General features: G+C 60.0%; 17 protein-coding genes and 1 tRNA gene. 11 read left to right on the top strand and 7 right to left on the bottom strand.

What is annotated here, in order from left to right; genetic code table 11:
- Window positions 1-6: 6 nt before the first annotated feature.
- The 7 genes from ACR0LW_RS17155 to speB all read left to right on the top strand — a co-directional run bounded on the left by ACR0LW_RS17155 (window position 7) and on the right by speB (window position 8,923).
- Window positions 7-1,512, top strand: a complete 1,506-nt coding sequence (locus tag ACR0LW_RS17155; protein WP_480883511.1) for a di-heme oxidoreductase family protein — start codon at window positions 7-9, stop codon at window positions 1,510-1,512.
- Between the two features lies 1 nt (window position 1,513).
- Complete coding sequence (locus tag ACR0LW_RS17150; protein WP_480582509.1) at window positions 1,514-2,527, top strand: imelysin family protein; 1,014 nt, start codon at window positions 1,514-1,516, stop codon at window positions 2,525-2,527.
- A gap of 3 nt (window positions 2,528-2,530) precedes the next feature.
- The gene (locus tag ACR0LW_RS17145; protein ID WP_480883509.1) at window positions 2,531-3,616 is read left to right on the top strand and encodes a DUF1513 domain-containing protein; all 1,086 of its coding nucleotides are present in this window, start codon (window positions 2,531-2,533) and stop codon (window positions 3,614-3,616) included.
- 101 nt (window positions 3,617-3,717) lie between these two features.
- Window positions 3,718-5,607 (top strand): biosynthetic arginine decarboxylase, encoded by a 1,890-nt coding sequence (gene speA / locus ACR0LW_RS17140; RefSeq protein ID WP_480883507.1) that lies wholly within the window; start codon window positions 3,718-3,720, stop codon window positions 5,605-5,607.
- A gap of 19 nt (window positions 5,608-5,626) precedes the next feature.
- A complete protein-coding gene (locus ACR0LW_RS17135; protein ID WP_480883505.1) occupies window positions 5,627-6,838 on the top strand; it encodes a saccharopine dehydrogenase family protein in 1,212 nt (403 codons plus the stop codon).
- A 76-nt stretch (window positions 6,839-6,914) separates the two neighbouring features.
- Window positions 6,915-8,084 carry a carboxynorspermidine decarboxylase gene (gene nspC / locus ACR0LW_RS17130; protein WP_480883503.1) on the top strand — a complete coding sequence of 390 codons (1,170 nt, stop codon included), beginning with the start codon at window positions 6,915-6,917 and terminating at the stop codon, window positions 8,082-8,084.
- On the top strand, window positions 8,081-8,923 hold the full coding sequence (gene speB, locus ACR0LW_RS17125) for an agmatinase (RefSeq protein ID WP_480883501.1): 843 nt from the start codon (window positions 8,081-8,083) through the stop codon (window positions 8,921-8,923). The genes nspC and speB overlap by 4 nt, the downstream gene beginning before the upstream one ends.
- On the opposite strand, the gene ACR0LW_RS17120 is transcribed toward speB, so the two are convergent.
- On the bottom strand, window positions 8,920-9,510 hold the full coding sequence (locus ACR0LW_RS17120; RefSeq protein ID WP_480583144.1) for an HD domain-containing protein: 591 nt from the start codon (window positions 9,508-9,510) through the stop codon (window positions 8,920-8,922). The genes speB and ACR0LW_RS17120 overlap by 4 nt on opposite strands.
- A 100-nt stretch (window positions 9,511-9,610) precedes the next feature.
- On the opposite strand from ACR0LW_RS17120, the gene ACR0LW_RS17115 reads away from it, so the two are divergent.
- Window positions 9,611-10,438: a LysR family transcriptional regulator gene (locus tag ACR0LW_RS17115; protein WP_480883499.1), complete on the top strand. Its 828-nt coding sequence runs from the start codon at window positions 9,611-9,613 to the stop codon at window positions 10,436-10,438.
- 2 nt (window positions 10,439-10,440) lie between these two features.
- Here ACR0LW_RS17115 and lptF read toward each other — a convergent pair whose 3' ends face one another.
- Window positions 10,441-11,580, bottom strand: a complete 1,140-nt coding sequence (lptF, locus tag ACR0LW_RS17110) for an LPS export ABC transporter permease LptF (protein WP_170521817.1) — start codon at window positions 11,578-11,580, stop codon at window positions 10,441-10,443.
- Window positions 11,581-11,977: 397 nt separating this feature from the next.
- Here lptF and ACR0LW_RS17105 point away from each other — a divergent pair, with 397 nt between their 5' ends.
- Both ACR0LW_RS17105 and ACR0LW_RS17100 read left to right on the top strand, forming a co-directional pair.
- Entirely contained in the window at window positions 11,978-13,162 is a 1,185-nt protein-coding gene (locus ACR0LW_RS17105; RefSeq protein WP_480883497.1) for a hypothetical protein, read from the top strand.
- Between the two features lie 351 nt (window positions 13,163-13,513).
- Window positions 13,514-13,978 (top strand): hypothetical protein, encoded by a 465-nt coding sequence (locus tag ACR0LW_RS17100; RefSeq protein WP_170521815.1) that lies wholly within the window; start codon window positions 13,514-13,516, stop codon window positions 13,976-13,978.
- A 484-nt stretch (window positions 13,979-14,462) separates the two neighbouring features.
- On the opposite strand, the gene ACR0LW_RS17095 is transcribed toward ACR0LW_RS17100, so the two are convergent.
- Window positions 14,463-14,538 (bottom strand) — tRNA-Trp (locus ACR0LW_RS17095).
- Between the two features lie 142 nt (window positions 14,539-14,680).
- Between ACR0LW_RS17095 and ACR0LW_RS17090 the strand changes: the two genes are divergently transcribed.
- Window positions 14,681-15,388 carry a DUF374 domain-containing protein gene (locus tag ACR0LW_RS17090; RefSeq protein ID WP_170521813.1) on the top strand — a complete coding sequence of 236 codons (708 nt, stop codon included), beginning with the start codon at window positions 14,681-14,683 and terminating at the stop codon, window positions 15,386-15,388.
- Here the strand turns inward: ACR0LW_RS17090 and ACR0LW_RS17085 are convergent.
- Genes ACR0LW_RS17085 through ACR0LW_RS17070 form a run of 4 tightly spaced genes read right to left on the bottom strand, consistent with a single transcriptional unit; the run spans window position 15,385 to window position 19,220 of the window.
- Window positions 15,385-15,630 carry a MoaD/ThiS family protein gene (locus tag ACR0LW_RS17085; RefSeq protein ID WP_170521810.1) on the bottom strand — a complete coding sequence of 82 codons (246 nt, stop codon included), beginning with the start codon at window positions 15,628-15,630 and terminating at the stop codon, window positions 15,385-15,387. The genes ACR0LW_RS17090 and ACR0LW_RS17085 overlap by 4 nt on opposite strands.
- Entirely contained in the window at window positions 15,623-17,878 is a 2,256-nt protein-coding gene (locus ACR0LW_RS17080) for a xanthine dehydrogenase family protein molybdopterin-binding subunit (RefSeq protein WP_480883494.1), read from the bottom strand. Before ACR0LW_RS17080 ends, ACR0LW_RS17085 begins: the two co-directional genes overlap by 8 nt.
- A complete protein-coding gene (locus ACR0LW_RS17075; RefSeq protein WP_170452503.1) occupies window positions 17,878-18,357 on the bottom strand; it encodes a (2Fe-2S)-binding protein in 480 nt (159 codons plus the stop codon). The genes ACR0LW_RS17080 and ACR0LW_RS17075 overlap by 1 nt, the downstream gene beginning before the upstream one ends.
- Window positions 18,354-19,220 (bottom strand): FAD binding domain-containing protein, encoded by an 867-nt coding sequence (locus ACR0LW_RS17070; RefSeq protein ID WP_480582526.1) that lies wholly within the window; start codon window positions 19,218-19,220, stop codon window positions 18,354-18,356. Before ACR0LW_RS17070 ends, ACR0LW_RS17075 begins: the two co-directional genes overlap by 4 nt.
- Between the last annotated feature and the right edge of the window lie 25 nt (window positions 19,221-19,245).

Here is a 19,245-nt window from a genome sequence, read left to right as displayed (position 1 = left end):
CTGTCAGTGGCCGCCCTGGCGGCCACCCCGGCCCTGCCTGCTGAAACCCAAAACCTTCCCCTGCAGGACCTTCACCTGAACATCACCCCCCGCACCGATGACGAACGCGCCCGCGTTGAGGCGGTCACTGCACCGCCGCAGGACTTCAGCGTGCCGCAGCGGTTCGAAGACCTGCCCGCCGGGGCCGCAACGGTTCGCGTGCGCAACGATGCGGATGCGTTTTCCCAACCCTCGGGCAACCTAAGCTTTGAGCAAGAGCTTGATTTCAAGGTCGGCAACGGGCTGTTCAAGAAAATCTGGGTGTCGTCGCCGTCATCGACGCTGGCATCTGACGGGTTGGGTCCGCTTTACAACGCGCGGTCCTGCCAGCGGTGTCACATCAAGGACGGGCGCGGGCACACGCCGAACGGGCCGGATGACAATGCGGTGTCTATGTTCCTGCGAGTCTCCATACCGGGCGGCCCAAACGACGGCTTTCCCGAGATCGAGGATTATATCGCGACCCTGCCAGAGCCGACATATGGTGGCCAGATGCAAGACTTCGCGCTGGCCGGACACCCGGCGGAATACCAGTTGGACATCACTTACGAAGAGGTCCCGGTCGCGCTGTCGGACGGCGAAATCGTGTCGTTGCGCCGCCCGACCTATCGGGCCGCCGATCTGGGCTATGGTCCGTTGCACCCGGATGCGATGCTCAGCCCCCGCGTCGCGCCGCAGATGATCGGCCTTGGTTTGCTGGAGGCGATCCCGGTCGCTGATCTTCTGGCCAAAGCCGACCCCGAAGATTCGGATGGCGATGGGATCTCGGGCCGGGCGAACATCGTCTGGTCGGCAGAATACGATGTCCCCATGATGGGCCGGTTTGGGCACAAGGCGGGCATGCCAACGATCATGGAGCAGTCAGCGGCGGCCTTTGCCGGGGATATCGGTATCTCAAGCCCACTGTTCCCGGCCCCGCACGGGGATTGTACCGACGCGCAGACCACCTGCACGGACGCGCCGCATGGCGCTGACGACACGCGCGGGTTTGAGATCGATCAGATCGGCATGGATCTTGTGGCCTTCTACAGCCGCAATCTGGGTGTGCCCGGCCGCCGCGACGTAGATAACCCTGAGGTTCTGCGCGGCAAAGAGGTGTTCTACACCACGGGCTGCACCGCATGTCACACGCCGTCCCATGTGACACACCGCATGGACGACCGGCCCGAACAGAGCTTCCAACTGATCTGGCCCTATACCGACCTGCTGCTGCACGACATGGGCGAAGGTTTGGCCGACAACCGCCCCGAAGCCCGCGCAACCGGTCGCGAATGGCGCACGCCTCCGTTGTGGGGCGTTGGCCTGACCGAACGAGTATCGGGCCACACGCAATTCCTGCATGACGGGCGCGCCCGCAATCTGCTGGAGGCGATCCTGTGGCACGGGGGCGAAGCGCGGGCGACGCGCGATGCCGTCGTCTCAATGCCCAAGGCCGACCGGGACGCGCTGATCCGTTTCCTTGAGAGCCTTTGACATGCGCATACTGCCCCTCATCGCCGCATCACTGATGCTACCGGTTAGCGCTTTGGCACAGGATCGTTCCGCAATCCTGCTGGATGCGACCCAGTCGCATATCCTGCCCCGATTCGCAGAACTGGCGGATACCGCTGACGCGCTGGCCGAGACTGCACAGCAGGACTGCGAACCAACCTCACCCGCCTTGCGCGCGGCCTATAGCGCGGCATTTGACGGCTGGATTTCCGTCAGCCATTTACGCTTTGGGCCGACCGAGGTGGATGACCGCGCCTTTGCCATGGCCTTCTGGCCCGACACCAAAGGGTTTACCTCCAAAGCCCTGTCGCAGCACATCGCCGCCGAAGACGCGGCCGTTGAAAGCGTTGAGGTCTACGCCGAAACCTCGGTGGCTGGGCGTGGTTTTTTTGCCTTGGAACGAATGCTGTTTGACCCCGCCTTTGCCGATCAGGGCAGCGCCGACTACCGCTGCGCCCTGATTCAGGTGATCGCGGCAGATATTGGCGTCAACGCCCATGCGATGGCCGAAGACTGGCAGGCCTACGCCCCCAGCCTGACCCAACCCGGCGATGACAGCCGCTATCGAACACAGGACGAGGCACTGCAGGAGTTGTTCAAAGCGCTCTCGACCGGTCTTGAGTTCACCGCAGCAACACGGCTGGGGCGACCGCTCGGAACATTCGACCGCCCGCGCCCCAAACGAGCCGAGGCGCGACGCTCTGAACGATCCTTGCGGCATGTGGAACTGTCGCTGATCGCGCTGCGCGATTTGGCGGCGCGGTTGTCCTCTGATCACCCCGAGGTCGCCGCGGATCTGGACGCCGCCTTCGCCCGCGCGATAGACACTGCACAATCGATTGATGACCCGGCATTGGCCGGCGTGGCGGACCCTGCGGCGCGGTTTCGGATCGAAGCCCTGCAACAATCCATCACCGACATCCGCACCATCGCCTCAACCGAACTTGGCCCGACACTTGGGATCAGCGCAGGCTTCAACTCATTGGACGGGGACTGAGCCTTGACCAGTCGCAGGCGTTTTCTTGCCGGGTTGGCGGCGGCGAGCATCACCCCGATCCGGGGATGGGCATCCGTTGGCGCGCCAGACTATCTGGCTGCAGGGCTGTTCCCCGACGGTTCATTCCGTCTGGCGGGGTTGACCGCCGAAGGAGATATCCTGTTCGCCCTGCCCCTGCCCGCGCGCGGCCACGCCGCCGCCGCACATCCGAACAAAGCGCAGGCTGTCGCCTTCGCGCGCCGCCCCGGAACTTTCGCCGTTGTGATCGATTGCGCCAACGGCACGGAACTGGTCCGGCTTGAAGCCCCGGAGGGGCGACATTTCTATGGTCACGGCACGTTTTCGGCCGATGGCATGCACTTCTTTGCCACCGAAAACGACTATGAAGCCGGTACCGGCAAGGTCAGCATTTGGGACGCGGACAGCTTTGAACGATTGGGAGAGTTCTCGTCGGGCGGCATTGGCCCCCATGACATGCGCCTGATGCCGGATGGGCAATCGATTGTGATTGCCAATGGCGGGATTGAAACCCATCCCGACACCGGGCGCACCAAACTGAACCTGCCGGTGATGCGCCCGAATCTGAGTTACCTCGATCTGTCCGGAACACTGCTGGAACAGGTGGAACTGCCGCGCGCCATGCACAAGAACTCGATCCGGCATCTGGCCGTGCGCGATGATGGGCTTGTCGGTTTTGCGATGCAATGGCAGGGCAGCGCGTCCGAGCATCCTCCGCTTGTAGGTCTGCACCGCCGGGGTGAGGCTGTTACCCTGATCTCAGCCCCCGAAGCGGATCAAAGCCAATTGCAGGGATATGCAGGCAGTATCGCGTTTTCAGCCGATGGGGCGGCCATCGCCATCACCTGCCCGCGCGGCAACGCTCTGCACCGGTTCGATGTGCAGACTGCAACCTTCATGGACGCCTTCGCCTTGAACGATGTCTGCGGTCTCGGGGCCGGTCCGGGCGGGTTGGTCTTCACAGCAGGAACCGGCCTTGTCGGCACGCTGGACGGGCCGCGGACACAGATCCTGACGCGGTCTGATTGCCAATGGGACAACCATCTGATCCCGATCCGCAGTTTCGCATAAAATTCGGCAATCCCTGTCACATAGTTTACACTTGGAAGAATCAAACTGCTGCCGTATTGGCGGGCGCGAAACCGGCACCCCTGACCCAAGGACTGACTTGATTGAAACACACGCCCGACGCACCGCATTCCATCTACGGGGTTGAGAAATGGGGCAAGGGCCTCATCGAGGTGACGGAGGCGGGCGAGATCGGTCTGCGCAATCCGATGGCCCCCGAGGCCGACGCAATCAGCCTGCCCGGCATCCTGACCGATCTGGACGACCGCGGCATCAAGGCCCCGATGCTGCTGCGCGTGACATCCTATCTGGAACACGAGATTGCGCATCTGAACGAAAGCTTCCGCGATGCGATTGCCCGCACCGGCTACCAAGGGGCCTATCGCGGCGTGTTTCCGATCAAAGTGAACCAGCAGGCGCAGGTGGTCGACCGGATCGTCGAATTCGGCAAGACATACGATTATGGGCTCGAGGCCGGGTCGAAACCCGAACTGGTCATTGCCCTGGCGCATCGGCTGTCGCGCGACGCGCTGATCGTTTGCAACGGCGTCAAGGATGCCGAGTTCATCCAGCTTGCCATCCTCAGCCGCAAGATCGGCTTCAATACGGTGATCGTGCTGGAAAGCCCGAAAGAGGCCGACACGGTGGTCGAGGTCTATAACGAGTTGGGCATCGAACCGCTGCTGGGCGCGCGGGTGAAACTGACCAACCAGATCAGCGGCAAATGGGAGGAAAGCTCGGGCGACCGATCCGCCTTTGGCATGAACACCGACCAGTTGGTGGCCACCGTGGACAAGCTGAAGGAGGCCGGGCTGCTGCATTGCCTGAAACTGCAGCACTCGCATTTGGGCAGCCAGGTGCAGGACGTCAACGACGTGCGCCGCGCCGTGGGTGAGGCGTGCCGTTATTACACCGAACTGACCCGAGAGGGCGTTCCGCTGACCCATCTGGACCTCGGCGGCGGCATGGGCGTGGACTATACAGGCGAGAAGAAGGCTGCCGAAAACTCGATCAACTACACGGTCGAGGAATACTGCGCCAACGTCGTCGAAACCGTTGCCTATGCGCTGGACGAGGCCGAGGTGCCCCACCCCACGCTGGTCACCGAAAGCGGCCGCGCGGTGGTTGCGACATCGTCCATGCTGGTGTTCAACGTGCTGGAAAGCACGCTTTATGACGCCCCCAACGGCCCCGAGGTTGAACCCGACGACCATCACATGGTCTCGGACCTTGCCGCCGTGCATGGCTATCTGTCCAGCGACCGGCTGCAGGAATGCTGGAATGACGCCAATTTCTATCGCAATGAACTGCGCGCGCTGTTCAGACGCGGCTATGTCGACCTGCGCCAGATGGCCCGCGCCGAACGCATCTATCTGTCGCTGATGGCCCGCCTCAAGGCGCTGGCGGCAAGCGACGAGCTGGACACGGATGTAGACGACCAGCTTGAGAAAGTGGCCGATATCTACCACTGCAACTTCTCGCTGTTTCAATCCCTGCCTGACGTCTGGGCCATCGATCAGCTGCACCCGATCGTGCCACTGCAAGGGCTGAACGACACCCCCGACCGCCGCGCGGTCCTGTCCGACATCACCTGCGACAGCGACGGCAAGATCGACCGTTTCATTCTGGCCGACGGTGTCTCGCCCAGCCTGCCGGTGCATTCCCTGCCCGAGGATGGCGAATATTGTATGGGCGTCTTCTTTGTCGGCGCCTATCAGGAAACACTGGGCGATCTGCACAACCTGTTCGGCGACACCAATGTCGTCACCATCGACCTGCGCGCCGATGGCGGTTTCGACCTGCTGCACGAACAAGAGGGCGACACCATCAGTCAAGTCCTGTCCTATGTCGAGTTCGACCCGCAGGACTGCGTCGCCGCCTTCCGCAAAATGGTGGACGAGGCGATCTCGACCGGTACTCTGCTGGCCAAAGACCGCAAAACCCTGATGGCCGCCTACCGCGACAGCATCAACGGCTACACCTATTACGAATAACCCGAGAGGAGAGGACACCATGGGCAAAACACTGGTTGTCGGCGCAGGCGGCGTATCCCACGCTGCTGTGCACAAGATGGCGATGAATTCGGACATCTTCACCGAAATCACTCTGGCCAGCCGCACGAAATCGAAATGCGACGCCATCGCCGCAGCCGTCAAGGACCGCGTCGGCGTGGACATCAAAACCGCCGAACTGGACGCCTATAAGGTCGAGGACACGGTCAGGCTGATCAAGGAAACCGGGGCGGAAATCCTCGTGAACCTTGCCCTGCCCTATCAGGATCTGGTGCTGATGGATGCGTGCCTCGAGGCCGGTATCCACTATCTCGACACCGCGAATTATGAGCCCGAGGATGAGGCCAAGTTCGAATACCACTGGCAATGGGCCTATCAGGAACGGTTCAAAGCGGCCGGCCTGACAGCCATCCTCGGCTCGGGTTTCGATCCGGGCGTGACCTCCGTCTTTGCCACATGGCTGAAGAAACACAAGCTGGACACCATCCGCCAGATTGACGTTCTAGACGCCAATGGCGGCAGCAACGATCAGGAGTTTGCCACCAATTTCAACCCCGAGATCAACCTGCGCGAAGTGCTGGCCGAAGTGCGCCACTGGGAAAATGGCGAGTGGAAACACTCTCCCGCGATGACCCACAAGGTCGAGTTTGACTTTCCCGCCATCGGCCCCAAGAACATGTACCTGATGTATCACGAGGAACTGGAGTCGCTCTCGACCCACTTCCCCGAGATCGAGCGCGCCCGCTTCTGGATGACCTTCGGCGACGCCTACATCACTCACGCCAAGGTGCTGGAAAACGTTGGCATGACCCGCATCGACCCGGTGATGCATGACGGCAAGGAAATCATCCCGATCCAGTTCCTGAAAACCCTGCTGCCCGATCCCGGCGACCTGGGCGCGGAAACCAAGGGCAAGGCCTGCATCGGCGACATCGCCACAGGTCAGGCCAAGGACGGCTCGGGCGAGAAGACCTACTACATCTACAACATCTGCGACCACGAAGAATGCTATGCCGAGGTCGGCAGTCAGGCCGTCAGCTACACCACCGGCGTCCCCGCCATGATCGGTGCCGCACAGGTGCTGAAAGGCAACTGGCGCGAGCCGGGCGTGTGGAACATGGAACAGCTGGACCCGGACAACTTCATGGACATGCTGAACGAACACGGCCTGCCATGGCAGGTCCACGAGCTTGACGGCCCGGTCGAGTTTTAACTTCATCTTTTCCTAAATACTCCGGGGGGTCCGGGGGGCTGGCCCCCCGGCCTCTCCAATTCAGGAGACGCCGGTTATGTCCGACATGATGACCACACAAGCCGGAGACGCCGGCGCCTTCCGCAATTTCGACCTCACCCGCGTTCCGACGCCCTGCTTCGTGGTCGATGAAAAAGCCGTCGAGCGCAACCTGACCATCCTCGCCGATATCGGCGCACGGTCCGGCGCGCATGTCCTCAGCGCGCTCAAGGCGTTTTCGATGTTCTCGCTGGCCCCGTTGGTGCGCCAGCACCTCGGTGGCACCTGCGCGTCCGGCATCTATGAGGCCCGTCTGGGCCGCGAAGAATACGGCGGCGAAGTCGCCACCTTTTGCGCCGGATACAAAGACACCGACATGGATGAAATCCTGTCGCTGTCCGACCACATCATCTTCAACAGCCCGGCCCAGAAAGACCGCTTTCTCGCCAAAGCCCAGGCCGCCAATGTGCAGGTGGGCCTGCGCATCAACCCGGAACATTCCGAAGGCGAGATCCCCAAATACGACCCCTGCGCCCCCTGCTCGCGCCTTGGGACGCCAGTCAGCCAACTGACGGCCGCCACCCTGACCGGGGTCGATGGCCTGCACATGCACACGCTCTGCGAACAGGGCTTCGAGCCGTTACAGCGCACATGGGACGCCGTCGAACCCAAACTCGCCCCGTTCATGGACCAGCTCAAATGGCTGAACTTCGGCGGCGGGCATCACATCACCCGTGACGATTATGACCGCGACGGGCTGGTCGCTTTCATCCAGGCCATCCGCGAGAAATACGGCATCGACGTCTATCTCGAACCCGGTGAGGCCGTCGCGTTGGACGCGGGCATCCTGGTGGGTGAAATCCTCGACCTGCCCACCAATGGCATGAAGCTTGCGATCACCGATATCTCGGCCACCTGCCACATGCCCGACGTGATCGAGGCCCCCTATCGCCCCGCCCTGATGGACGAGGCCGAAACAGGCCACACCTACCGCCTCGGCGGTCCATCCTGTCTGGCGGGCGACGTGATCGGCGATTACACATGGGACAAACCGCTCGAGATCGGCCAGCGCTTTGCCTTCCTCGATCAGGCACATTACTCGATGGTCAAGACCAACACATTCAACGGCGTGCCGCTGCCCACCATCGCCCTGTGGAACAGCGAAACGGACGCGCTGAAGATCATCAAACAGTTCGGCTATGACGACTTTAAGGACCGCCTCTCATGAGCATTTTCCTCGACAGTGAACTGACCGCATCCGAGCGCAGCGAAGACGCCCGGTTCCGCGTGATCCCGGTGCCGCTGGAACGCACCGTTTCCTACGGGTCAGGCACCGCCAAAGGCCCCGAGGCGATCATCGAAGCCAGCAGCGAACTGGAACGCATCACCGGCCACGCCGAACCCTGCGTCGAGGGCATCTTTACCGAAGAGCCCGTCGATTGCGACGCCGCCCTATCCGAAATCATGGAACGCATCGCCCAGCGCACCGAATCCGCCATTCGTGCAGGCAAAGTGCCGGTGACGCTGGGCGGAGAACACTCGCTCAGCTACGGCGCGGTGATGGGGGTGGCGCGGGCGTTGGGTCAACCCATCGGCATCGTCCAGATCGACGCCCATGCCGACCTGCGCAACGCCTATCAGGGTGAAAAACACTCTCACGCCTCGGTCATGCACCTGCTGGCCGAAGAAGGCGTCCGGCTGGCCCAGTTCGGCGTGCGTGCCTTTTCCACCGAAGAGGCGCAAAGCCGCCTAAAGAACCACGTCTTCCACGTAGACGCCGAGGAACTGGTCACCGGCAACATCCACGCGGTCGACCTGCCCGAGGATTTCCCCGAGCTGGTCTATGTCAGCTTCGACGTCGACGGTCTGGACCCGTCGCAGATGCCCGCGACGGGCACGCCCGTCCCCGGTGGCCTGGGCTATTATCAGGCGCTGCGACTGGTCGAACACGCCCTGAAAGGGCGTAAATGCGTGGGCTTCGACGTGGTCGAACTGGCCCCGGATGGCAATGCCGCCTGGGACTTTACCGCCGCGCAGATCGTCTATCGCCTGATGGCGGCCTGTTAACCCTCGGCCGTTTCGTTCAGTTCCATGTGCCCTTCGCCCTTGTTCAGGACACGGCGCAGCATGGGTTCAAAGAATTCCAGCGGTTTGGTCGGATAGTCCGGGTCGAACGCTTTCTGATCGTATTCATGGCAGAAATAGCGGCAGTCCTCCCAATGGGGGCTGTCGCGATACTTGTCCCGCGCGTTGCGGTCGCCGCCAAGGTGATGGTTGTAATAGTACCCTTGGAACACGCAATGATGTTTGAGAATCCAATAGGTTTTCTCGCTGACATAGGGTTTCATCATCGCCGCTGACAGTTCACCGTGATTGTACGGCGACAGAATATCGCCCGTGTCATGGATCAGCGCGGCGACCACCAGTTCCTCATCCGCCCCATCCTCATAAGCGCGCGTGGCGGCCTGCAGGCTGTGCTGATAACGGTTCACCGGATAGGGCGTCCAGTCCTCGTCCAGCGACCGGATTGCATCCAGGATCCGATCCGGCAGGGCCGCGTTATACGCCTCTTCATACTCCATAACGGCGTCCCAGTCGGCTTTGGTCGCCTCTTCGAAACTGGTCCAGGTGGGTTTGTGGCTTTTGTCCAGCATGACATGTCCTTTGGCTTGCGTGTTGGCATCAGAATACTGCACGCTGGCCATCCAAAAAAATGAATTGATTTTATCGGATCGATCAAAAAATACTTTCGATATGCAAACCAAAGCTCTGGAAACTTTTCTATGTGTGGCAGAGACCGGCGGATTTCACGCTGCCGCCCGCAAGCTGAACGTCACACAAACCGCCGTCAGCGCCCGGATACGCGCGCTTGAAGAGGCGGCGGGCAAACCCCTGTTCTCGCGCGGGGCCGGAGGGACGGCTTTGACCGAGTATGGCCGTCAGTTCAAACCCTATGCCGAGCAGATGTTGTCCCTGTGGTCCTTTGCAGCCAATGATCTGCCCGATCAGGTTCACAACCGGCTGGCGCTGCGCCTTGGTGCCCAACTCAGCGTGTGGGACCCGTTGCTGGTGGATTTGGCCGTGCGCTTCGAACAGCGGTTCGGGCAATTGCTGCTGACCTTGAACTATGACCACGACCTGAACATGGTCGATGCGGTTGCAACCCATGTTCTGGATGCCGCCCTGACCCACGAAAGACCCGTGGACCGGCGCGTGATCTGTCACGAACTTCCGCCAGAACGCCTGTGTCTGGTTGAAAGCAAGACGAACACGGAATCCGATCAGGTTTTCGTCAACATAGAACTGGGCGAGGCCTATCAGGATCACGTCAGATCCACCGCGCGCCGCGCATCCGGGCAGACGATATTTCTGGGCAATTGCCTGATGGCCCTGCGCTATCTTCTACAGCGCGGCGGCTATGGATATTTCCCCGACTATGTCATCACGCAGCATTTGAACTCGGGCGAGTTATTGCGCGTGACGGGCGCGCGCGATTTGATGCTGCCGGTGTACCTGGTGGTGCGCACGGACAATGAAGAGGTCGAGAACATCCTGCAATGCCTGTCTGACCTCCGACAGTGATCTCAGGCTGGCGAAGGCAATGGCGTCCCGTCTCGGGTCCGTTTGCGCAACAAAGGCCTGCCCGCGATCAGCAGGAACAGCGCCGACACAATCACTCCGATAACAGCAGGAACGTAGAGCAGGCCCCACAGCCTTGGATCATCGATGACAACTGGTGACACGAAACCTCGAACCCCTTCGAGCAGGACCAGGATGGTAAAGGCACCCAGTATCTGTGGCCAAAGCCCAAAGCGGGAAAAGCTGCCCAGCATCAGCGTTGAATACCCTGCCAGCGACACCGCGATACAGATGGCAATCCATGAGAATCGTTGGTGCAACTCTTCGACCAAATGGCCCCGGCTGTGCCGTTCGGCCTCTTGCACCGACTTCATGTCATAGATCAGCTCGGCGGTTGAAATCGCCTCGAGGCTGCGGCGAGTCATGCCACCGGATCGCGTAAGGTCCGAGATGTCGTAGGACGCATCCTGAAACAGAGTCGACGACAGGGTCCGACCCTCTTGGTTCAGGCGCAGCGCGACCCCGTCCACCATGACCAGATGGATGCCCGCGCTGTTGTTGACCAGATAGGCGGTCGCGCTGGAATAGCTGACCGCATTGTCTGGATCGCGCCGGTCTGAGACAAAAACCTCTTTCAGCGTGCCATCCAGATCGATGCGCCCGATATAGACGGTGACATTTTCTGCCGGATGCAGGAACTCGCCTTCGTTCAGCAACTGAGCGGTCACATCGCCGGCAACCTCGGCCTGTCTGATCTCAAGCTGTTCGACCGAGGCCGGGCGCAGAAACACGCTGATCACCGCCATCATCAAACCTGTGATCAAGCCGAACAGAACCACCGCCCGCGCCAACCGCCAGGGGCTGGACCCGGTCGCCAGCATCACCGTCAACTCGCTTTCCCGGCTCAGACGGTTGGTGACGTACACCGCCGCCGCAAACACGGCCATTGGCATCACGGTGCGGATCAGAGTTGGCAAGGTCAGCGCGGTGAATTCCAGAAACACCATCGCCGACTGCCCGCCGCTGATCACGCTGTCAAACAGGCTGACAGACCGGGTAATCCAGAAGACCCCGACAAGAACCAAAGTGAAAAAGCCGAACAGAATCAGCAATTGCCGCAGGAAATATCCATCGAAACGCGACATGGGCCCTCTTTTCCGGTTTCTGTTCTGCCGGGACATTAGGCTATTCACCCGCCAGAGGAAACCGGGTTCCGCACGCGATGAACGCCCACGCCCAAGATACCTGTTTAGAGGAAAATCGCGGCGGCACGCACCCAATCTGCGCGCTTCGGGCTTACCGATAGACTTGTAACATGTCGCAGTAGCCATGTGGCCGATCGGAGGCTAGCCAACAGTGGCAGTCCTCACTGGCTTGGCTTTCCAAGTGTGACACTGTTTAAACAAAGTTGAATTCTTGGCCAGGTATCTGACTGTCGACAATGCGGTGAAAGCGCGGTTAGGTCGCGCAATTGGCACTAACACAAGAAGCAGGGCCAAATTTCCACGTGGGAACAAGGTTCAACACATAGCAGAGGGCGACGTGGCAAATCAGGAAGAAGCTAATAAGAAGATAGTCTATTTGCACGTGGGGCACGCCAAAACAGGCACGTCCGCACTTCAGACGTTTTTTGCCCGACACACTGAAGAGCTATCTCAAGCGGGAATCTACTATCCACCTCTGGTCGATTTGACCGATGCTATCAAGGGAAAGGCCACAGGCGGCAACGGTACGCCCCTGGGTTCCGTCCTGGCAAAAGACATCGAAGAAACAAGTATCTTCAAAAGAAAAGAGGCTGTTCGAGAAACGGTAGGCGACTTTGTCGCTCGAAATTTGGCGGTGTTTCAAAGGAATGAGCCGCATGTCCTGATCTCAAGCGAATTCCTGCAGGCTTTTGACAGCAAGCGTTTGAAAGAATTTGCGTTGGAGTTGCAAAACTTGGGCTTTGCAACTCACATCGTGTTTTTTGCCAGAAACTACAGTGAGCTATTATTTTCAAGCTGGCAGCAAGGCATCAAACGCGGTCGATTTACCGGTGACTTTCGTCAGTTTATTGAAGCCGCAGAAGACACTATGGGCGCAACTATGGAAGAGATTTTAGCCGCCCAAAGATTGGGTTTGACCTTTGATGTCTTTAACTACGACGATGCCAAACGCGACATATGCAGCTTCTTCTTGGAAAAGGTTCTGAACCTACCACCTGGGAACTGGCCAACAGTGAGCCCTCTCAGGGTCAATCGATCGTTAACTGAACGCGAAAGTCAGTTTCTTCGAATGATAAACGGCGTATTTGATCATGCAACTTATCCGCTGATTGCGGATCGTCTGATCGAGGCTTCCCCGGAACTCGAATTTAGTCATGGTCCATCTCCGGAAGACATTGCTATCGTCAATCAGAAATTTGCAAAACAAACGGCACTTATTAATCAACAAATCAAGGGAAGCCCACTCACCGAACCAACGGCAGAACAGGACAACCAAGAAGACGAAACTCAAACCCTAATGCGAATTATGGCCGTCTTCTTTAGATACGTTGAAAATGAAAACAGCAGTGATTTCCCGGGATTGAACCCAGCTGGCACCAAGCATGCAAGGTTGAGTCGCAAGGAGTTGGAAGAGCGCCTTGAGGCAGAAACAAGACAGACAAGTATGTTGGAGACAGAGCTTGCCAACCTTCGGCGACATCCATTGAAAAAGTTGTACCACAGAGTCGTCAAACGGCTTTAGAGCGACTTTCTGCAACTCTACTCAGCGAAACCAGTGCCTTACGTGGTTGCAGGTGCTGTTCGCGAAGGTTAGGCCCCCGGCACATCTTGCCCCACCCCTCCCTCAATGCAGGAAAGCAACTCGCCCCATCCGGTGGCAGGCTGCTCATGGCCTACGTCCCAACGGCAAAGCCTAGGCAAGGGCTCACCCGGCCTCTCTAGTCTTCGTGTATTTCCTATGTGAATTGGTTCCTTTGTCGGAATGCGGCCTCGAGTTAAGATTATTTCAAATATGGCGCGCCTGAACGATACCCAGATATTTCAAGCCCAGGCGCCCACCTCAAATTTCATAGTCCGTTCAATGGAGTATCCCATGCCTAAACTTGATCCTCAAACGCAAAAGAAGGTCAACGCATTCTGCAAAAAGAAAAAACCCGCAGCCGTGAAACACAGCGCGAAAAAAGCGAAGAAACGTGCCGAAACGGCCCTAGCAAAAGCGAAATGGTCCGTGAAACAAGCGCCAGCACCCGAGAAAAAAGCCTATGCCGAGGTAGAGCAAGCGGTCGTGGAAATGTGCGCTGAAGAAGGGCTGGAGGAAGTGCAAAAAGCAATGTCCGACTCAAAAGTGGAAAAGGCAAAAAAGGAAGTAAAGGCGCGGATCAAACAGAGGGTGGGTCAAATTCAGAAGGCCAAACAACGTGTCAAAAAAGCCTTGGCCAAACTGCCACCGAAACCGGCGCAGGCCGTCGAAAAAGAACTGGAATCCACTTTCAAGTCCACGCTGAAATTCTGGAAAGACCTCGAGGCAGACGCCAAGAAAGAAGGTCTGGCCGATTAATTTGCTCGGCATTTCGCCGCACCGGCCCTAAATGCGCTCGTCAGGCGCGTTAATGCAGTTTCCTGTTTGTCGACCTATGGCCTATGTACTACGTCTGCCGGGGTGTCAGTATTTGCGACCCCAATTGCTGTGGCTGGGTTGGCAAAGTTTACAAACCCTCTTTCGCTGCAAACAACAGGGTCTAACAGCGAGAGCCCGGGATGTTACACTGACCTACAGACCACATGGCAGTAGCAGTTTCTTTGCCCTTGCTATTGTTGCGGCCCAACTCTTTCCGCAATGACGTGTACAAACCCCGCATTTTGCTGGGTCCTGCTCGCTGTCGGCAAAGGTTCTCCCTGAAACCTGGCCTACCACCTAATAATGTGGAAACGATGCCGGGCGTGATTTGAACCCTGCTTCACACGATCTTTCAAACGCACAAAAAAACGCGCCGAGTCCAGTGACGAGCGCGGTGATACAGTTAAGTGATTGATTTGGAAAATGGCAGGGGCAGCAGGGTTCGAACCCGCGACCTACGGTTTTGGAGACCGTCGCTCTACCAACTGAGCTATACCCCTATGGTGAGGCCCCAAATAGGCCAGCCTCGCGGCGGACTCAAGAGGCTTTTTTACAATCTCTCATACTTCGCGATCTGACAAACAAGTTGCGCGGGCCGTGCAGTTGGGTAAGACAAGGTCTGGTCAGCAAAAGGAACCCGGTGTGAGCCTCCGCAAGAAGATCGCAGACAGCGAAGCCGTACTGAACTGGACCGCGCGGCGGATTGCCAGCTATATCCGGATGGTGAACCGCAACACGCGCTGGCAGCGCATCGGGTATGAGGAACTGGACCAGTTGGCCGAACAGGGTGAGCCGGTCATTGTCGTCCTTTGGCACCAGCGGCTGGCCCAATCCCCTTATTTCTTTCCGCTGGATAAAGGGCGCATCTGTTCAATTACGTCCTCGGCGCGGGCAGGCAGCATGGTGGGTCGGGTGCAGAAGCTGTTCGGCATGGACACGATCGCCATGACCAGCAAAAATTCCAACAATATTGCCGTGTCGCGCGAGGTGATCGGCAAAATGAAGCAAGGCATTTCCATCGGAATCGCCGCCGACGGTCCGCGCGGGCCGGAACGGGTTCTGTCGACCGTGCCTCTGGTTTGGGCGCGCACCTCGGGCAAGCGCGTGTTCGGCATCACCTTTTCCGCCAAACACGGGCGCGAGGCGGGAACCTGGGACCGGTTGCTGATGCCGCGCCCGTGGCGCAACGAAGGCGTGTTTCTGTGCCGTGAGTGGACGGAAACCGTACCGCGCAAGGCCAGCGAAGACACCCTTGAGACCCTTCGCCTCAGCCTTGAGGCGCATATGAACGACATCACAGCCGAGGCTGACCGTATGGTCGGGCGCGCGCCTTGGACGCCCAAGGGCTAACCGCCCCGCAACCTCTGCATCAGATAAACTTCGCTGCCTTCCGGGATAGGTTCGGTCAGGCCGGTTGCAATGACGCGCCCGTCGATGGCGATGGACACACCCGCGTCGATGGGGGCCTGCAATTGCGGGTAGGCGCGCACCAGGGCGCTCAACAGCTCTCCGGTGGTGGTGGCCTCGACCGTCACCACTTGCCTGCCCCCGGTCAGTGACCGGAGGCTAGACCAGAGGTGGACGTCAATCATTGTCCTTCAACGCAGCCAGAATGCGCGGCGGTGACATGGGCAGTTGTTTCATCCGAACCCCTGCCGCGTTCGACACCGCATTGGCGATGGCAGCGAGGGGCGGCACGATGCCTGTCTCGCCGACCCCACGCACACCAAACGGATGGCCGGGGTTCGGAACCTCGACGATCACTGTGTCAATCATCGGCAGGTCGCTGGCGACCGGGATGCGGTAGTCGAGGAAGACCGAGTTTTGCAACCGTCCATCCTCGCCATAGATGTATTCCTCGTTCAGCGCCCAGCCGATGCCTTGTGCAGCCCCGCCCTGATACTGGCCTTCGACATATGCCGGGTGGATCGCCTTGCCTGCGTCCTGAATGACCGTGTAGCGGGTGATCGAGGTTTTGCCGGTTTCCGGATCGACCTCGGCATCGACGATATGGGTGCCGAAGGACACGCCCGCGCCTTCGGGGGTGGCCTCGAAATGCCCCGAGATCGGACCGCCGGTGCGACCCATGTTCGCCGTGATATCGGCCAGCGGTAAGGGATCGAAATCGCCCGCATTGGGCCCGGAAGGAACCGCGCAGCCGTTTTCCCATTTCACCGCGTCCACAGGGATGCCCCATTTGGCCGCCGCGCGTTCGCACAGCTTTTCAACCGCATGTTTCGCCGCCTTGATGGTCGCCAGACCGCTGGCATAGGTCACGCGGCTTCCGTGCGAGACGTCGTTATAACCCAGCGTTGCCGTGTCGGCGATGGTGACGCGGATGTTCTCGTACGGAATGCCCAACACTTCGGCCGCCATCAACGCCATGGACGCGCGCGAGCCGCCGATATCGGGCGTTCCGACCATCAACTGGGCCGAGCCGTCCTCGGACAGCGCCAGCGATACCGAGGTTTCGCCGCCGTGGTTGAACCAGAACCCGCAGGAAATCCCACGCCCCTGCCCCGGTTTCAGTGGGGCCGCGTAATGGGGGTGCGCCTTGGCGGCTTCCAGAGTTTCAACCAGGCCGATGCGTTCGAAGGTTGGGCCGTAGCTGGCCCTTGTGCCCTCATGCGCGGCGTTTTTCAGGCGCACCTCAACCGGGTCGAGGCCCAGCTTGTTGCACAGCTCATCGATCACCGATTCGACGGCGAAGGCCCCCATCGGCGCGCCCGGAGCGCGATAAGCCGCCTGTTTCGGACGGTTGGCCATGACGTCATAACCGATCTGCCTGACGTTGGTCAGGTTATAGGGCGCAAAGGCGCACATGGCGGTCATGTCGCCCGGCGCACCAGGGAAGGCCCCGCCTTGCAGGCGGAACACGCCCTGCGCCGCCGAAATCGTGCCGTCCTTCTTCATCCCGATTTTCACATCCATCGACGCGGATGAGGTCGGACCGGTGGCCCGGAACACCTCGGAGCGCGACATAACGATTTTCACCGGACGGTTGGCCTTGCGGCTCAGCGCCAGTGCGACGGGTTCAATGAAAACGGTGGTTTTGCCGCCGAACCCTCCGCCGATTTCCGACGCGGTTACGCGCAATTGCGAGGTCTCAATGCCCAGCAGCGCGGCGCAGGTTTTCTGTGCGATCCAGTGGCCCTGGGTGGTGCACCACAGCTCACCCTTGCCGTCATTGCCCAGCATACCCAGACAGGCATGCGGTTCGATATAGCCCTGATGCGTCGCCTCGGTCACAAAGCTGTCTTCGATGACCAGATCAGCCTCGGCAAAGCCAGCCTCGACATCGCCATGGCCGCTTTCGTGATAGCGGACAACGTTCGGATGCATGCCTTGCGGCACCGAGTAATCCGCAGCCCCTTCGCGGATCACCGGCGCGTCCGCTGCCATCGCTTTGTCTACATCGGTGACATGGGGCAGAACTTCGTATTCAACCTCGATCAGCTTGAGCGCATCGCGGGCCGCCAAAGCCGAACTTGCGGCAACCGCTGCGACCGCGTGACCGTCATACAGCGCCTTTTCACCGGCCATGACGTTTTCCAGCACGTTCCAGAACTCGCCCGCCAGACCGGGGGCAAAGGGCACGTCAGCGAAATCGGCGCGTGTCACGACGGCTTTGACGTCCTTGTGCGCCTCGGCTTTCGAGGTGTCGATCTTCACGATCCGCGCATGGGCATGGGGCGAGCGCAGAACCGCGCCGTGCAACATGCCGGGGGCCGACATATCCGCGCCGAACTTGGCACGGCCCGTGACCTTGTCCAAACCATCGGGGCGGTTCGGGCGGGTGCCCACAAAGGTGAAGTCAGATTTGCGATCGTCCAGAGCCATTATGACGCCTCCCGCAGGTCTGCTGCCGTTTCCATCACGGCGCGAATGATCTTGTCGTACCCGGTGCAGCGGCAGAGGTTGCCTGCCAGCCAATACCGCGCCTCTTCCTCGGTGGGGTCCGGGTTCTTTTCCAGCAGCGATTTGGCCGCCACCAGAATGCCGGGCGTGCAGATGCCGCATTGCAGGGCAGCGTGCTCGATGAACTTCTGCTGCAATGGATGCAGCACGTCACCGTCTGCAATCCCCTCGACGGTTTCGATCTGTTTGCCGTCCGCTTCGACCCCCAGCACAAGGCAGGAACAGACCAGACGACCGTCAACTGTGACCGAACAGGCCCCGCAGTCTCCGGTGCCGCAGCCCTCTTTCGCGCCGGTCAGGTTCAGTTTGTCGCGCAGACAGTCCAGCAGTGTTTCGCGCGGGTCGCACAGGTATTCGACCGTGTCCCCATTCACGGTTGTGGATACGTGGAGCTTGCTCATACATCTTCTCCCTTCGCACGGGCATAGGCGATCTTTGCGGCGCGCTTGGCCAGAACGCCTGCGACCTCGGTGCGGAATTCAATTGTGCCACGCTTGTCGTCAATCGGGTTGCAGGCGGCAGAGGCCGCAGCGGCCAGCGCGTCAAGCGCTGCATCGTCCAGCGTACTGCCAATGATCGCCGTGGCGCAGTCTTCCACCAGCAGAACAGTCGGTGCCACGGCACCCAAAGACACACGCGCTTCGGTTACGGTATCGCCGTCCAGACGCAGGCTGACCCCGACGCCGACAACCGCAATGTCCATCTCGGTCCGCGGAATGAACCGCAGATAGGCGTCGCCTGCGTTGTCGCCACGGGCGGGGATGTTGACGGCGGACACCAACTCTCCCTTCGCCAGCGAGGTTTTGCCCGGTCCGGTCGGAATATCCTCAACCGCGACCTCTCGGGTGCCATCCGGTCCGGTGACCGTGACCGTCACACCCGCAGCCACCATGGCAGGCACCGAGTCCGCCGCAGGCGACCCGTTGCACAGATTGCCGGTCAAAGTCGCGCGCCCCTGAACCTGAGTCGAGCCGATCAGGTCCATCGCCTCGACCACGCCGGGCCAGTCGCGGCCGAGTTCGGCATGCTCGCTCATTTCCGCGCCGGTGGTTGCCACGCCTAGCGTCCAACTGCCGTCCGCGTTGCGGGTGATGTCATGCACACCGTTGATTTTCTTGACATCGATCAGCGTGTCGGGCGTCACCAGTTCGGCGCGCAACTGCACCAATACATCGGTGCCGCCTGCCAGAAATCGCGTTATGCCCGTTGCGTTTGCCGCCAGGGCCGATGCTTCGGCAAAGCTGGCAGGACTGTGATAATCCATGAATTTACCTCGCGCCTGTTTGTCA

Source organism: Ruegeria sp. N4, from assembly GCF_056531425.1.
Note: the sequence above shows the minus strand (reverse complement) of the source record. Positions and strands in the feature narration are given on the sequence as shown.

Excerpts from the sequence above, each read along its gene's own strand:
- speB (WP_480883501.1), top strand. The coding sequence starts at position 8,081 with ATGAGCATTTTCCTCGACAGTGAACTGACCGCATCCGAGCGCAGCGAA.
- lptF (WP_170521817.1), bottom strand. The coding sequence starts at position 11,580 with ATGTCGCGTTTCGATGGATATTTCCTGCGGCAATTGCTGATTCTGTTC.
- ACR0LW_RS17070 (WP_480582526.1), bottom strand. The coding sequence starts at position 19,220 with ATGGATTATCACAGTCCTGCCAGCTTTGCCGAAGCATCGGCCCTGGCG.
- ACR0LW_RS17100 (WP_170521815.1), top strand. The coding sequence starts at position 13,514 with ATGCCTAAACTTGATCCTCAAACGCAAAAGAAGGTCAACGCATTCTGC.
- nspC (WP_480883503.1), top strand. The coding sequence starts at position 6,915 with ATGTCCGACATGATGACCACACAAGCCGGAGACGCCGGCGCCTTCCGC.
- ACR0LW_RS17120 (WP_480583144.1), bottom strand. The coding sequence starts at position 9,510 with ATGCTGGACAAAAGCCACAAACCCACCTGGACCAGTTTCGAAGAGGCG.
- ACR0LW_RS17085 (WP_170521810.1), bottom strand. The coding sequence starts at position 15,630 with ATGATTGACGTCCACCTCTGGTCTAGCCTCCGGTCACTGACCGGGGGC.
- ACR0LW_RS17135 (WP_480883505.1), top strand. The coding sequence starts at position 5,627 with ATGGGCAAAACACTGGTTGTCGGCGCAGGCGGCGTATCCCACGCTGCT.
- ACR0LW_RS17115 (WP_480883499.1), top strand. The coding sequence starts at position 9,611 with ATGCAAACCAAAGCTCTGGAAACTTTTCTATGTGTGGCAGAGACCGGC.
- ACR0LW_RS17075 (WP_170452503.1), bottom strand. The coding sequence starts at position 18,357 with ATGAGCAAGCTCCACGTATCCACAACCGTGAATGGGGACACGGTCGAA.
- ACR0LW_RS17080 (WP_480883494.1), bottom strand. The coding sequence starts at position 17,878 with ATGGCTCTGGACGATCGCAAATCTGACTTCACCTTTGTGGGCACCCGC.
- ACR0LW_RS17150 (WP_480582509.1), top strand. The coding sequence starts at position 1,514 with ATGCGCATACTGCCCCTCATCGCCGCATCACTGATGCTACCGGTTAGC.